The sequence below is a fragment of the Pseudarthrobacter sp. efr-133-R2A-89 genome, assembly GCF_030209315.1.
Lineage (GTDB): Bacteria > Actinomycetota > Actinomycetes > Actinomycetales > Micrococcaceae > Arthrobacter.
On record NZ_JARVSE010000005.1, the window covers coordinates 50,573 to 64,817 of the forward strand.

The following is a 14,245-nucleotide window of genomic DNA, read 5'->3' on the forward strand; positions in this document are numbered from 1 at the left end:
GCTTAGGCTCCCGTGGCGTGGTCGACGGCGCGGCGGACAGCCTTGTCCGCCTTGTGCAGCTTCTTGTTCGTGGTCTCGCGCGCATCGGCGGCCAGGTGCGAGGCGTTCCGGCGGGCACCTGCGGCAAGGTGCTCGGCGCGCCAGGCCAGTCCCGGCTTTCCTGCGGTGTCCACCGAGGCGAGCAGCGCACCGCCGCTGAGGGACAGGTTCTTGAGGAGCTGGTTGCGGCGGGTCTCGCGACCTTCCTTGCTGCTGATGTCCGCGCTGCGCCACTCAACGAACGTGTTGAGCAGGGACACCACCGTCAGCAGCGATGCGGAGAGCCTGGAGAACTTTCCAAGGCCGAACAGGACGCCGGCGCCCACCTGGGTACCGCCGATAACACGCGCGAGCGTCTTCTCGCTCGCCTGGAAGGGAAGCGAGGCCGCGGCCTTGCGCAGCAGTGGTGAGAGCTGCTGCGCGGTGTCGTCGGAGTTCTTGAGCTTATCCAGTCCGGCAATGACAAAACTGGAGGCGAGCATGGGCCGTGCGAGCGTGCGGACAAAGGACATGGATTTCCTCCTGGATGGACGAACCGCTGAACGCGGCGGAGTCGGTCCTAGTCTTGCACTTTTGGGGAATATTTGCCTGCGGGAAGGGGTTATGGCTGACGGGTCACCGACATGCGGCCCGACGATTATTCACCCGATACAGAGCGGAGTTGGCCCTTGGGGAAGGTGTTGGACGGAACGAGGCCTGCGGGTCCGGTGGCAGTGGAAGCACTGGCTGCCGATCCCTTGGAGTACGGCACGCCCCGGGCAGGGCGCCTGACAGTAGACTTGAAGGCAATGAGCACCCTGGATCCGGCCGTCGCGGCCATGTATGAGGCTTCACCTGGCGCAGCGAACGGCTCGGCACCGGCCCCGCCGGCATCTGCCGCAACGGCGGAGGAGGTTGGTCCGGCCGCAGGGCCGGAAACCGAGGACGCCGCCCTGGACGTTGCCGCGGAGACCGTCGAGGACCGCCGCCTGCGCTTCGAACGGGACGCCATGCAGTACGTCGACCAGCTGTACTCGGCTGCGATGCGCATGGCACGGAACCCCTCAGATGCCGAGGACTTGGTCCAGGAGGCCTACACCAAGGCATTTTCGGCGTTCCACCAGTACAAGCCGGGCACGAACCTCAAAGCGTGGCTGTACCGGATCCTGACCAACACCTACATCAACCTCTACCGCAAGAGGCAGCGCGAGCCGCTTCAGTCCAATTCGGACACGATCGAGGACTGGCAGCTTGCCCGGGCGGAGTCCCATACGTCGAGCGGACTGCGGTCGGCCGAGGCCGAGGCGTTGGACCACCTCCCGGATTCGGACGTCAAACGGGCGCTCCAGGACATTCCGGAGGAATTCCGGTTGGCGGTGTACTTCGCCGACGTCGAGGGCTACGCCTACAAGGAAATCTCAGACATCATGAACACGCCCATCGGCACCGTGATGTCCCGGCTCCACCGCGGCCGGAGAATGTTGCGGGACATGCTCGCGGAATATGCCGCCGAGCGCGGATTCAAAACGGCCGCAGATGCATCGGATGCGGCAGGAAGCAAACCACAGGAGAACAGGAAATGAGCGACTGCCAGGGATTGGGCGATTGCGACGACACCCGGATGCAACGCATCTATGAGTACCTTGACGGGGCGCTGACCCGCGAGGACCTTACTGAAATCAAGAACCACCTTGACGACTGCCCCGAGTGCACGCAGCAGTATGACCTTGAGTGCGTGATCCGCAACATGGTCAAGCGCTCCTGCACGGAGTCCGCTCCGGACAATCTGAAGAACGCCATCCTGGACCGGATCCACGCCATCCGTCCGGTGGAGGCGTAGGAACGCCCACACGCCGGCGAACAATGGCCGCAGACAGCAAAGGACCCCGAAAGCCGAATGGCTTCGGGGTCCTTTGCTTGAACCGTAGTCCCTGGCATTTGCCTAGGTGTTGGGGCGCTTCCCGTGGTTCGCGCCGCCACGCTTACGGTCACGACGCTTGCGTGCACGCTTGCTCATAGCTGGCCTCCTTACTGTTGGTACTCAAAAGAGCTGCCCTCCAGTCTCCCACATGATCTGGCGACCCGCGAACCGGAGCAGGCGGGTGACCTGCGGCGGTCTGGCAGGTTGACGGCGTCCTACCCGTGGAGCGCAGCGCCGATGGCTGCGCGGGCTTCTTCCAGGACAAGCCGGACATGATCCAGTGCCACCGCGTTGAGGGGCGCCGGCGGTTCTTGGCTTTGCAGGTCGGCGCGGATGCCATCGCGGAATTGTTGCACCATCCGGTCTATGGCGAGCTGCTGCACGGAAGCGGTGATTCCGCGTTCCACTGCTGCCAGGTCCACCTGGCGGTGGTTCAGCTCGGCAAGGCCTTCTGCCGTGATGCGGTACGTCGTGCGTCGTCCGGACGGCTCAGTGGCCACCAGGCCGTCCGCTTCAAGCTTGCCCAAGCGTGGATAGATTGTTCCCGCGCTGGGGGAGTAGGCTCCGCCAAACCGGTCCTTGAGCGCCTTGATGAGCTCGTACCCGTGCTTGGGGCCGCCTTCGAGCAGGGCAAGCAGGTACAAGCGCAACGCACCGTGTGCGAAGACGGCAGGCATCAGCCGTGCGCTTCCCCGCTGCCGGGTTCCGTGGCGTGGACAATGGATGTCCTGCCGGACACCGAGTTGGTCCTGACCAGCATGAGCTGTTCATCCGGGCCGGCAATCGTTTCCACTCTTCCGTTGGCCAGGAAGCACTGCTGGCCGTCGAGGACCACCGCCCCGCCGGCCGACTTGGCCACGATGTCGACGCCGACATCGTGCGGAAGCTGAATGGTCAGGTCTCCGGAGACGGAGTTGGAACCGAAATCATGGGTGAAGCCAAGCAGTTCGAAAGTGAGGTGGCCGCTTACTGTGTTCGTGCGTACGTTGGTGAAGTGTCCGGACGCAGTGACTGCCCCGGAGACACTCTTGACCGTGAGGACGCCGCGGTGGTTCCTGACGGCGGCGGTGCCGCTCACGGTGTTGACCTGCAGCTCACCGGAGGTGCCGTCGGCGACGACGGAGCCCGACACGGTGTTGAGCCGAACGTGGGTGGCGACGCCGGAGACCAGTCCCTCGCCGCTGACGGTACCGGCCTCCACCTCGACGCCGGGTGGAACGGAAATGCTGATGACGGCCGAGTTGTCGCTGGTGTGGTTGACGGATTCCATCAAATTCTTGAACCATCCCTGCGGACCATTCAGTTGATGCCGGACTTCCACCCTGCCGCCGCTTGCTGACACCGCCACGGGGTCGCCGTGGACTTCCGAGATCTCCACCCGTACCGCCGGCCCGGCATGGGCCGCCACGGTGAACTTGCCGCGCACCATGCCCAGCTTCAGGGCGGTGGCGCCCTCGATCTCGATGGTTTGCGGGCCTTGCACAGTCCAGTTTCCGTCAGCCATGGTCCCCTCCAGAGGCGATATATCGCGTTGGGCTTCAACCTAGCCGCGCGGGCTTGCGCCGGTCAAGGCGTCCAGTCGTGGCTTACTGTGGCGCGTCCATCCCGAGCCACTGGAACCAGCCGCGGTGGAGCACCAGCCAGGCCATGAGGCCATAGCCGGCCTGGCCCGGCGTCCCCCCGTTGGCGGCGAGATCCTGGCGCCACTGTTCGTGGTTCAGCAGGGGCGAGAACGTATCGACGTACAGATGCTTGCGCCGGGTGGTGACGTCCGCGAAGGCGGTGTTCAGTTCGTCCAGCCTCCGGTTTTGGGTCGGATCGAGCGTGGGGGGCGGTCCGACGACGAACACCTCGATACGGTTCTGCGACGCCGAGTCCAGGATGTTGGCCAGGTTCAGCCTGCTCCGCGCGGTTGAAAGTCCGAATTCGATGTCACGCCCGGACAGGCCGATGACCAGCCTGTTCTCGGCCTGGTCGCTGAAGCGCCGGCCGGCTTCTTCCAGCCACCGGGCCGCAAGCCCTTCGGTACCTTCCTGCGGACAGGGGAGGGCGTAGCTTTCCAGCAGCATGCCGTCCTGGGGAGTGCGGGCCAGGACGCGGCCAAGCCAGCCCAGCGCCCGGGGATCGCCCAGTCCAGCCAGCAGTTCGTCTCCTACAGCTGCGATCCGCAGCTTCCTGTCTTCCACGCGTTCCTCTTCACTTCCGAACCGGCCGCAGCCTCCGTTGCCGCCGCGGCTGCGGAGGTACGGGGCGGCGCTGTCCAACCATTAAACAGAACTGCCCGGCCGGAGTCTGGTATTTCGACGTCCGGCCGGGCAGCCTTACGGTTTACTTCTTTGCAAATGCCTGCTTGAGCAGCAGGTCCTGTTCAGCGGCGTGCCGCTTCATGGAACCTGCAGCCGTTGAGGCGGACGCCGGGCGGGACACCAGGCGGACGCGGCGGTCCAGTGCCTCCGGCAGGTTCAGGCCGATAAACGGCCACGGACCCTGGTTGGCGGGCTCGTCCTGCGCCCACACGACCTCGGCGTTCGGGTACTTGGCAAGCTCTGCGGCGATCTCCGCGTGCGGCAGCGGGTAGAGCTGCTCGACGCGCACGATCGCGGTGGTCTTGTCTCCGGTCTTCTGGCGGGTGGACAGGAGATCGTAGTACAGGCGGCCGGAGACCAGGATGACGCGCTCGACGGCGGTGGCCGGCAGTTGCTCATGCTCGCCGATGACCGGGCGGAAGGCGCCCGTGGTGAAGTCCTCCACGGACGAAGCGGCAGCCTTCAGGCGCAGCAGCTGCTTGGGCGTGAAGATGATCAGCGGCTTGCGCGGGCGGCTGTACGCCTGGCGGCGCAGCAGGTGGAAGTGCGAGGCCGCCGTGGTGGGGTTGGCCACGATCATGTTGTCCTCGGCGCACAGCTGCAGGAAGCGCTCGATCCTTGCCGAGGAGTGGTCCGGGCCCTGGCCTTCGTAGCCGTGCGGGAGCATCAGGACCAGCGAGGAGCGCTGGCCCCACTTCTGCTCGGCGGAGGAGATGAACTCGTCGATGATGGTCTGAGCACCGTTGACGAAGTCACCGAACTGGGCTTCCCAGAGGACCAGCGCGTCAGGGCGCTCCACGGAGTAGCCGTATTCGAAGCCCATGGCAGCGTATTCGGACAGCAGGGAGTCGTAGATCCACAGCTTGGCCTGGTCATCGGAGAGGTTGCCCAGGGGCAGCCATTCCTTGCCGTTGGCGCGGTCGTGGAAGACGGCGTGGCGCTGGACGAACGTGCCGCGGCGCGAGTCCTGGCCGGCGAGGCGGACGGGCACACCTTCCATGATGAGGGAGCCGAACGCTGCGATCTCGCCGAAGCCCCAGTCGATGCCGCCTTCGCGGGACATCTGCTCGCGCTTCTCGAGCAGTTGCTTGAGCTTGGCGTGGACGGTGAAGCCCTCGGGAACTTCGACGTGGGCCTTGCCGATCCGGGCCAGGGTTTCGGCGCTGATGGCGGTGGCGACCGGTGCGCTGACGTTGGAATCGGACTGCTGTGCCATGGGGCGCTCGATATCGGACACGGCGGCGGAGTCGGCCGTCACGATCGGGATCGGCGAGGTCTGCGCGGCGTGGGTCTCGGCGAAGACCCGCTCCAGCCGTTCCTGGTAGTCGCGAAGCAACTGCTCGGCTTCTTCCTCGGTGATGTCACCGCGGCCGATCAGCGATTCGGTGTACAGCTTGCGGACGGAGCGCTTGGCTTCGATCAGGTTGTACATCAGCGGCTGGGTCATCGAGGGGTCATCGCCCTCGTTGTGGCCGCGGCGGCGGTAGCACACCATGTCGATGACAACGTCCTTGTGGAAGCGCTGCCGGAACTCGTAGGCGAGCTGGCCGATGCGGACCACTGCCTCCGGGTCATCGCCGTTCACGTGGAAGACCGGCGCCTGGATCATCTTGGCAACGTCGGTGGAGTACGTGGACGAACGCGAGGACGACGGAGCGGTGGTGAAGCCCACCTGGTTGTTGACCACCACGTGGATGGTGCCGCCGGTGCGGTAGCCGCGCAGCTGGGACAGGTTGAGCGTCTCGGCCACCACGCCCTGGCCTGCGAAGGCGGCGTCGCCGTGGACCATGATGGGCAGCACAGGGAAGGATTCGCCTTGGTCCAGGCGATCCTGCTTGGCGCGGACAATGCCTTCGAGGACGGAATCGACGGCTTCAAGGTGCGACGGGTTGGCGGCGAGGTAGACCTTGGTCTCCTTGCCGTTGTCCGACGTGAAGGTACCCTCGGTGCCGAGGTGGTACTTGACGTCGCCCGAGCCCTGGACGGAACGCGGATCCTGGGTGCCTTCAAATTCGCGGAACACCTGGGCGTAGGTCTTGCCGGCGATATTCGTGAGCACGTTGAGGCGGCCGCGGTGGGCCATTCCGATGGCAACTTCGTCCAGGCCGTCGTCGGCAGCGTCGGACATGATGGCGTCCAGCAGTGGGATCAGCGATTCGCCGCCCTCGAGCGAGAAGCGCTTCTGGCCCACGAACTTGGTCTGCAGGAACGTTTCGAAGGCCTCCGCGGCGTTCAGCTTGGAAACGATACGGATTTGTTCTTCGCGGCTGGGCTTCGAGTAGGGGTGTTCGAGCTGGTCCTGGAACCACTTGCGCTCGGCCGGCTCCTGGATGTGCATGTACTCGATGCCGGTGGTGCGGCAGTAGGCATCGCGCAGGACGCCCAGGATGTCGCGAAACTTCAGCATCGGCTTGCCGCCGAAGCCGCCGGTGGGCCACTCGCGGTCCAGGTCCCACAGGGTCAGGCCGTAGGTGAGGACGTCGAGGTCGGGGTGCTTGCGCTGGACGTATTCGAGCGGATCCGTGTCCGCCATGAGGTGTCCGCGGACGCGGTATGAGTGGATCAGCTGCTGGATCCGGGCCACCTTGTTGATCTCGTCGGCGGGGTCCACCTGGAGGTCGGGGCTCCATCGGACGGGCTCGTACGGGATGCGCAGCGCTTCGAAGATCTCGTCGTAGAAGTTCTGGGCCCCGAGCAGGAGCTGGTGGACCAGCTTGAGGAACTCGCCGCTGCCTGCGCCCTGGATCACGCGGTGATCGTAGGTGGAGGTCAGGGTGAGGACCTTGCTGATGGCGTTCTGCGCAATGATCTTTTCGCTGGCACCCTGGAACTCGGCCGGGTAGTCGAGGGCACCGACGCCGATGATGGCTGCCTGGCCCTTGGAAAGGCGGGGCACCGAGTGGACGGTGCCGATGCCGCCGGGGTTGGTCAGGGAGACCGTGGTGCCCTGGTGGTCCTCGGCGGTCAGCTTGCCGTTGCGGGCGCGCTTGATGAGGTCCTCGTAGGTGTGCCAGAACTCGGCGAAGTTGAGGGTTTCGGCCTTCTTGATGTTCGGGACCATCAGCAGGCGGGTGCCGTCGGGCTTGGGCATGTCGATGGCGATGCCGAAGTTGACGTGCGCGGGCTGGACGGCGACGGGCTTGCCGTCCACTTCGTCGTAGTACACGTTCATGGACGGGAACTGGGAGAGCGCGCGGATGACGGCGTAGCCGATCAGGTGCGTGAAGGAAACCTTGCCGCCACGGGCACGGGCAAGGTTGGAGTTGATGACCACGCGGTTGTCGATCAGCAGCTTGGCGGGGATGGCGCGCACGCTGGTTGCGGTGGGCACCTCGAGGCTGGTCACCATGTTGGTGGCGATGGCCTTGGCGGGGCCGCGCAGGATCGAGACGACGTCCTCTTCGGGAGCCGTGGGGGCCTTGACGTTCTTGGGCAACTGGGCCGGGATGGGCTGGGCGCCGGTGCCTGCGCCGGTCTTCGTGCCGCCGTCGCGGGCCTCGGTGGCAGGGGCCTTTTTGACCGGGGCCGGGGCCGGGGCGGCGGGTGCTGCGGCAGCGGGTGCTGCAGGGGGAGCGGCGGGGGCTGCTGCCGGCGACGGTGCCGGCGCGGCGGGAGCCGCCTTCACGACCGGGAGTTCCCGGGTGGCGGGGTGGGCTGCGTGTGCGGAATTTCCATTGGAAGAAGAACCGTTGCCCGAGTCGAAGGATTCAAACAGCGGCCACCACTTGGCATCCACAGCGTTCTTGTCCTGCTGGTACTGCTCGTACAGTTCGTCAACGAGCCACTCGTTTCCGCCAAATTCCTCTGGTAGACGGTGGCTTGGCTGCTCTGGCACTTGAAATACGCCTCTTCCATGAGTTTGATTTCTCTCCGGCCCCCCGGTGCTTCAGCACTGCGATCGAACCAGTCTCTGCGTCCTCTGAACCCAGACCTTTGCAAGTCTAGTGAGCATCGTGTGTTAACTGCCAATAAGGGTGACCCAAATCATGAAGTGACGATCGGCGGCCCCATCAAGGGGTCCGCGGATGGGGCAGCAGGCCCCGCCGGAACACCGGGAAAGGCATGCATGGGCCCGCGGTTCCGGGTCCCGGTGACCGCCCGGTGCCGCGTCGTTGCTCGGGGCCGCTCCTGTAGACTGAAATTCTTATGGACAGTAAATCTAGGTGCCGGCCTGGGCGCTGTCAGCGGAGCTCGAAGAGAAGCGCCGCGCCGTCCGCCCCCAGAGCCGGCAAACCCCGACAACGCGCCCATCACCAGAAGACGGCCCAGCTTGCCGCAACCCGCACGGACCAGGCGTCGGTTTCGGCCGATCATCCTCCGCCGGGACGACACATCTTTCCCGCTCCAGATTTGACTGCTTTTCCCGCGCACCTGGCGGGGTGCTGAATGGAGTGGCTCCTCCTCGCAGCAGGTTTGCTGCTGATTGCCGGCACGGGCTTCTTCGTGGCCGTCGAGTTTTCCCTCATAGCGTTGGACCAGCCCACGGTCCAACGCGCCATCGACGACGGCGACGCCGGCGCGGTACCGCTCCTCACCTGCCTGAAGTCGCTGTCCACCCAGCTCTCGAGCTGCCAGCTGGGTATTACCCTGACCACCCTCCTCACCGGTTACGTCATGGAACCCTCAGTGGGCCATATCCTCAAAGGCCCGCTGGCCGCCGTCGGACTGCCCCCCGTGGTGGTGGAATCTGCCTCGCTTGTCCTGGCCATGGTGGTGGCCACCCTGCTCTCCATGCTCCTGGGGGAGCTGGTGCCCAAGAACATGGCGATCGCCCTGGCATTCCCTGTGGGCCGTGCCCTGGCCGGCCCGCAGCTGGTCTTCACCACCATCTTCAAGCCCGCCATCCTGATCCTCAATGGATTCTCCAACCGGGTCCTGAACGTGTTCGGCCTGGAAGCCAAAGAGGAAATTTCCGGTGCCCGCACCCCGGCGGAGCTGGCCTCGCTGGTCCGCCGTTCCGCGGCGATGGGAACGCTCGACGCCGGAACCGCCAACTTCATTGCGCGCACCCTGGACTTTTCCACCCGGACAGCCGCGGATGTGATGACGCCACGCATCCGGGTGGAGACGATCGACGCCGACCAGCCGGTGTCCGACGTCGTGGATGCCGCGCGCCGGACCGGGTACTCCCGGTTCCCGGTGATCGGTGATTCAGCCGATGACATCCGCGGGCTGGTCCACGTCAAGAAGGCCGTCGCCGTCCCGTGGGAACGCCGGCGGAACCTCGAGGCGGGTGCCATCATGACCGAGGTCCTGCGGGTGCCCGAGACCATCCACCTCGATGCCCTGCTGGCCGAGTTGCGCGAGGGCAATCTCCAGCTGGCAGTAGTACTGGACGAATACGGCGGGACCGCCGGCATCGCCACGCTGGAGGACCTCGTGGAGGAGATTGTCGGTGAAGTGGCGGACGAGCATGACAAGGTCCGGCCCGGGCTGCTGCAAAGCGCCTCCGGCGACTGGTACTTTCCGGGCCTCCTGCGTCCGGACGAGCTGTCCGAACAGATTCCCGGTCTCAGCGTGCCGGATGAGGCTGCGTACGAGACCGTGGGTGGGTACGTGATGAGCAAGCTGGGCAGGATCGCTGCCGTGGGGGACGCAGTGCCGGTCGGCGGCGGAACACTCAGCGTGACCAGGATGGACGGCCGCAGGATCGACCGCATCTGCTTCCGGCCCGACAAGGAAACCGGGACGCCGGACGCCAGTGACGGGAGCAACGCATGAGCGACTGGGCCGGAATCCTGTGGCTGGGCGTCCTCCTGCTTGGCAACGCCTTCTTCGTGGCAGCGGAGTTCGCCATCATGTCGGCGCGCCGCAGCCAGATCGAACCATTGGCCGACGCCGGGTCCAAGCGGGCCCAGACCACCCTGCGGGCCATGGAGAACGTCTCTTTGATGCTGGCGTGCGCGCAGTTGGGCATCACTGTCTGCTCCCTGCTGATCCTGCTGGTGGCCGAACCCGCCATCCACCACCTGCTGGCTGTTCCCATCGAGACGGTGGGCCTGCCGGCCGAGGCTGCGGGCGTGGCTGCCTTCGCGGTGGCCCTGCTGCTGGTGACCTTCCTCCATGTCACCTTCGGCGAGATGGTGCCGAAGAACATTTCCGTCTCCGTGGCGGACAAAGCCGCGCTGCTGCTGGCGCCGCCGCTGCTCTTCGCAGCCCGGCTGGTCCACCCGGTGATTTCGGTCCTCAACTGGTCGGCCAACCACATCCTCAAACTCCTGCGGATCGAGCCCAAGGACGAGGTAACCTCCTCGTTTACGCTCGAGGAAGTCCAGTCGATCGTCCAGGAGTCCACCCGCCACGGCCTGGTGGACGACGACGCCGGGCTTATCAACGGCGCCCTCGAGTTTTCCGAGCACACCGCCGAGGACATCATGGTGCCGTTGGAGAACCTGGTCATGCTTGGTGCGGCCACCACCCCCGTGGAGTTCGAGAAGGCGGTCAGCAGGACCGGGTTCTCCCGGTTCCCCATGCTGGATGACGAGGACATGCTGTATGGCTACCTCCACGTCAAGGATGTGTTGTCCATCCCGGAGTCCGGCTATGAGCTGCCGATCGCCGAGGGCCGTGTCCGGTCGCTGGCCAACCTTGCCTTGGATGACGAGATTGAAAAGGCCATGTCCGTCATGCAGCGCACGGGCTCCCACCTTGCCCGGGTGATCGGCCCGGATGGCAGGACGCGCGGGGTGTTGTTCCTCGAAGACGTGATCGAACAGCTCGTCGGCGAAATCAGGGATGCCACGCAGGCAACCGGGATACGCCGGCTGGGCCAGCCCAACGGAAACCAGAAGGCTAAATAGGAATCATTCGCATTTAGGTATAGGCTGGCACTGTTGACGTCCCCTCCTGTGAACTGAGGTATCTCCCGTGCGCCGTAATGCCGCTGCCAGCTCCTTCGTTGCCGCCCTCGCAGGGCTTGGCCTCCTGCTGAGTGCATGCAGCACGCAGTCCGCATCGACGCCCGACCCCGGGGCGGGCGTCAATGTCGTAGCGTCGACGAACGTCTACGGGGACATCGCCAGGGCGATCGGTGGCGACAAGGTGAAGGTCACCTCCATCATCAACAACACGGCGCAGGATCCGCACTCCTATGAGGCAACCGCGCAGGACCGGCTCGCCGTTTCAAAAGCCCAGTTGGTCATCGAAAACGGCGGCGGCTATGACGACTTCCTCCACACTTTGGTGGAGGGGAGCAAGCTGGACAGCGCGGCCGTCCTCACCGCCGTCGAGGTCTCGGGCCTCGCCCACCCGGAGGACGCCACGGACCAGGCCGCGGCGTCCGCAACTGCCGCCACCGACACGCATGACCACGGCGACTTCAACGAACACGTCTGGTACAGCCTGGCGGCCATGGAGCGGATGGCCGACAGCATCGCCGGCAAGCTTGGCACGCTGGACCCGGCCTCCGCCGCCACCTTCACTTCCAACGCAGCCTCGTTCAAATCCGGGTTGTCCGCCCTGCACAACCGGCTGGACGCCGTGAAGGCTTCCGCGGCAGGCGGCAAGGTGGCCGTCACGGAGCCCGTTCCGCTGTACCTGCTGGAGGACGCGGGCTTGGAGAACGCCACGCCGGAGCAATACACTGCTGCGATTGAAGAGGGAAGCGATGTTCCGCCTGCCGTCCTGAAGGAAGCCACTGACCTGGTGGCGTCCAAGAGCGTCCGGCTGCTGGCTTACAACGCCCAGACCGAAGGGCCCCAGACCGAGGCGCTGAAGAAGGCGGCGGAGGCTGCCGGCGTTCCGGTGGTGGATTTCAACGAGACCCTGCCCGAAGGCAAGACCTACCTGCAGTGGATGACGGACAACGTGAACAACATCAGCAATGTCGTGGAGGCCAACCGGTGAATTCCGTTGTCAGCCTCAAGGGCGCCGGGCTTGCGTTCGGCCAGCGGACGCTCTGGTCCGACCTTGACCTGGACATCCGGCCGGGCGAGTTCTTCGCCGTGCTGGGCCCGAACGGCAGCGGCAAGACCAGCTTCCTGAAGGTCCTTCTGGGCCTGCAAAAGCTGCACGCGGGCCAAGCCACGCTGGGTGGCCGTCCCGTGGAACGCGGCAGCAGCCTGATCGGCTACATTCCGCAGCAAAAATCATTCCCGGTGGACACTCCCATGCGCGCCCGCGACCTGGTGGGACTGGGGGTGGACGGCCACCGCTGGGGCGTCCGGCTGTCCGCGGCGAAAACAAACCGGCGGGTGGACCAGCTCCTGGAACTGGTAGGGGCAACCGACTACGCCAAGGTGCCGGTGGGCCAGCTCTCCGGCGGCGAGCAGCAGCGCCTCCGGGTGGCCCAGGCGCTGGCCACTGATCCCCAGGTTTTGCTCTGCGACGAGCCGCTGCTGTCCTTGGACCTGCACCATCAGCAGGCGGTCAGTGCGCTCATCAACAAGCAAAGCCACGAGAAGAACAGCGCGGTCGTCTTCGTCACCCATGAGATCAACCCCATTATCGATTACGTGGACCGGGTGTTGTACCTGGCCGGCGGACGTTTCCGGGTGGGAACGCCGGAAGAGGTCATGACCACGGAAGTGCTCTCTGACCTGTATGGCAGCCACGTTGAGGTGATCCACGCCAACGGCAGGATCGTCGTGGTCGGCCTGCCGGATGCCACCACGCACCATCATCATGCCGGGGCGGACGCCCTGGCCGGGGAGGTGGCGTGATGGACGCCAACAGCATCCTGGGGGCCATCTTCAACTTCGACAACTACGGCGAGCTGCTCGTCCTGGTCCAGAATTCGATCTGGGCCGGCGCCGTCCTCGGACTCCTCGGAGGACTGGTGGGGACCTTCGTCATGAAGCGCGACCTTGCCTTCGCGGTCCACGGCATTTCCGAGCTCTCCTTCGCGGGTGCGGCCTTTGCCCTGCTCATCGGCGCGGACGTGGTCTTCGGCTCGCTGATCGGATCCGTGGCGGCAGCACTGTTGCTGGGCCTGATGGGCGTCCGGGCCAGGGACAAGAACTCGATCATCGGCGTGATCATGCCGTTCGGGCTGGGCTTGGGAATCCTGTTCCTGTCCCTCTACCAAGGCCGCGCAGCGAACAAGTTCGGGCTGCTCACCGGGCAGATCGTCTCGGTGGACACCGTCCAGCTCCAGGCGCTGGCCGGGGCGGCCCTCGTGGTAATGCTCGTACTGCTGGCCATCTGGCGGCCGCTGAACTTTGCCAGCATCGATCCGGAACTTGCGGAGGCGCGGGGAGTTCCCGTGCGCAGCCTGGCCATCGTTTTCATGATCCTGCTGGGCGTCAGTGTGGCGCTGTCCATCCAGGTGGTGGGGGCCCTGCTGGTGCTCGCACTGCTGATCACCCCCGCGGCTGCTGCACTGCGGGTCACCTCATCGCCGGTATGGGTGGTCATCCTGAGTGTCCTCTTCGCCGTCACGGCGACGGTGGGCGGAATCCTGCTGGCCCTGGGCGGCCGGATCCCGATCAGCCCCTACGTCACCACGTTGTCATTCCTGATCTACGTGGTGTGCCGCATCATCGGTTCCGTGCGGGCGGCCCGCGGAATCAACGGCAGGGTCCTTACAGCTGCCCGGCAGCCTTAAGGGCAGTGCAGTCCGGGCACAGCCCGAAGATCTCCACCGTGTGGTCCACCTCGGTGAAACCGTGTTCGGCTGCTGTCCGCGCCGCCCAGGTTTCGACGGCGGGTGCCTCCACCTCCACGGCCTTGCCGCAGTTCCTGCACAGCAGGTGATGGTGGTGCACGGTCACGTTGCAGCGCCGGTACACGGCCTCGCCGTCGCCGTTGCGCAGCACATCCACCAGGCCCTCATCCGCGAGGGACTGGAGGATCCGGTAGGCCGTGGCGAGGGATACGGACACGCCCTGGTTGTGCAGGATCCGGTAGAGCTCCTGCGTGCTGACGAAGTCATCAAGGTGGTCCAAGGCCGCACTGACGGCCTTGCGTTGCTTGGTAACGCGCTGTTCCTTGCCGCCTCCTGCCGGGGATGGGGCGGCGGAATCAGCCTTGACGCCGATCGGCATGGACAAACTCGCTTCCG

At 65.5% G+C, this 14,245-nt stretch carries 14 protein-coding genes; 7 read left to right on the plus strand and 7 right to left on the minus strand.

The annotated features are described in order from the left end of the window. Nucleotides 1–2: 2 nt before the first annotated feature. Entirely contained in the window at nt 3–551 is a 549-nt protein-coding gene (locus tag QRM95_RS09440; RefSeq protein ID WP_285247524.1) for a DoxX family protein, read from the minus strand. Nucleotides 552–827: 276 nt separating this feature from the next. Here QRM95_RS09440 and QRM95_RS09445 point away from each other — a divergent pair, with 276 nt between their 5' ends. Together QRM95_RS09445 and rsrA are read left to right on the plus strand one after the other, a co-directional pair. After that, nucleotides 828–1,601 carry a sigma-70 family RNA polymerase sigma factor gene (locus tag QRM95_RS09445; protein ID WP_285247525.1) on the plus strand — a complete coding sequence of 258 codons (774 nt, stop codon included), beginning with the start codon at nt 828–830 and terminating at the stop codon, nt 1,599–1,601. Then, the gene (gene rsrA / locus QRM95_RS09450; protein ID WP_285247526.1) at nt 1,598–1,858 is read left to right on the plus strand and encodes a mycothiol system anti-sigma-R factor; all 261 of its coding nucleotides are present in this window, start codon (nt 1,598–1,600) and stop codon (nt 1,856–1,858) included. The genes QRM95_RS09445 and rsrA overlap by 4 nt, the downstream gene beginning before the upstream one ends. 102 nt (nt 1,859–1,960) lie before the next feature. On the opposite strand, the gene QRM95_RS21155 is transcribed toward rsrA, so the two are convergent. The 5 genes from QRM95_RS21155 to QRM95_RS09470 form a co-directional block, all read right to left on the minus strand. After that, entirely contained in the window at nt 1,961–2,035 is a 75-nt protein-coding gene (locus tag QRM95_RS21155; protein ID WP_369299106.1) for a 50S ribosomal protein bL37, read from the minus strand. Nucleotides 2,036–2,154: 119 nt separating this feature from the next. Next, nucleotides 2,155–2,616, minus strand: a complete 462-nt coding sequence (locus QRM95_RS09455; protein WP_285247527.1) for a PadR family transcriptional regulator — start codon at nt 2,614–2,616, stop codon at nt 2,155–2,157. Continuing rightward, the gene (locus tag QRM95_RS09460; RefSeq protein ID WP_285247528.1) at nt 2,616–3,443 is read right to left on the minus strand and encodes a DUF4097 family beta strand repeat-containing protein; all 828 of its coding nucleotides are present in this window, start codon (nt 3,441–3,443) and stop codon (nt 2,616–2,618) included. The genes QRM95_RS09455 and QRM95_RS09460 overlap by 1 nt, the downstream gene beginning before the upstream one ends. Nucleotides 3,444–3,525: 82 nt before the next feature. Beyond that, entirely contained in the window at nt 3,526–4,125 is a 600-nt protein-coding gene (locus QRM95_RS09465) for a GDSL-type esterase/lipase family protein (protein WP_285247529.1), read from the minus strand. Between the two features lie 142 nt (nt 4,126–4,267). Beyond that, nucleotides 4,268–8,080 (minus strand): multifunctional oxoglutarate decarboxylase/oxoglutarate dehydrogenase thiamine pyrophosphate-binding subunit/dihydrolipoyllysine-residue succinyltransferase subunit, encoded by a 3,813-nt coding sequence (locus QRM95_RS09470; protein ID WP_285247530.1) that lies wholly within the window; start codon nt 8,078–8,080, stop codon nt 4,268–4,270. Nucleotides 8,081–8,631: 551 nt separating this feature from the next. Here QRM95_RS09470 and QRM95_RS09475 point away from each other — a divergent pair. The 5 genes from QRM95_RS09475 to QRM95_RS09495 all read left to right on the plus strand — a co-directional run bounded on the left by QRM95_RS09475 (nt 8,632) and on the right by QRM95_RS09495 (nt 13,789). Next, on the plus strand, nt 8,632–9,966 hold the full coding sequence (locus QRM95_RS09475; RefSeq protein WP_285247531.1) for a hemolysin family protein: 1,335 nt from the start codon (nt 8,632–8,634) through the stop codon (nt 9,964–9,966). Next, on the plus strand, nt 9,963–11,045 hold the full coding sequence (locus QRM95_RS09480; protein WP_285247532.1) for a hemolysin family protein: 1,083 nt from the start codon (nt 9,963–9,965) through the stop codon (nt 11,043–11,045). The genes QRM95_RS09475 and QRM95_RS09480 overlap by 4 nt, the downstream gene beginning before the upstream one ends. Before the next feature lie 67 nt (nt 11,046–11,112). Further along, complete coding sequence (locus QRM95_RS09485) at nt 11,113–12,090, plus strand: metal ABC transporter solute-binding protein, Zn/Mn family (RefSeq protein WP_285247533.1); 978 nt, start codon at nt 11,113–11,115, stop codon at nt 12,088–12,090. Then, nucleotides 12,087–12,905 carry a metal ABC transporter ATP-binding protein gene (locus QRM95_RS09490; RefSeq protein ID WP_285247534.1) on the plus strand — a complete coding sequence of 273 codons (819 nt, stop codon included), beginning with the start codon at nt 12,087–12,089 and terminating at the stop codon, nt 12,903–12,905. Before QRM95_RS09485 ends, QRM95_RS09490 begins: the two co-directional genes overlap by 4 nt. Beyond that, entirely contained in the window at nt 12,905–13,789 is an 885-nt protein-coding gene (locus QRM95_RS09495) for a metal ABC transporter permease (protein WP_285247535.1), read from the plus strand. The genes QRM95_RS09490 and QRM95_RS09495 overlap by 1 nt, the downstream gene beginning before the upstream one ends. Here the strand turns inward: QRM95_RS09495 and QRM95_RS09500 are convergent. Next, nucleotides 13,767–14,228 carry a Fur family transcriptional regulator gene (locus QRM95_RS09500; RefSeq protein WP_285247751.1) on the minus strand — a complete coding sequence of 154 codons (462 nt, stop codon included), beginning with the start codon at nt 14,226–14,228 and terminating at the stop codon, nt 13,767–13,769. The genes QRM95_RS09495 and QRM95_RS09500 overlap by 23 nt on opposite strands. Between the last annotated feature and the right edge of the window lie 17 nt (nt 14,229–14,245).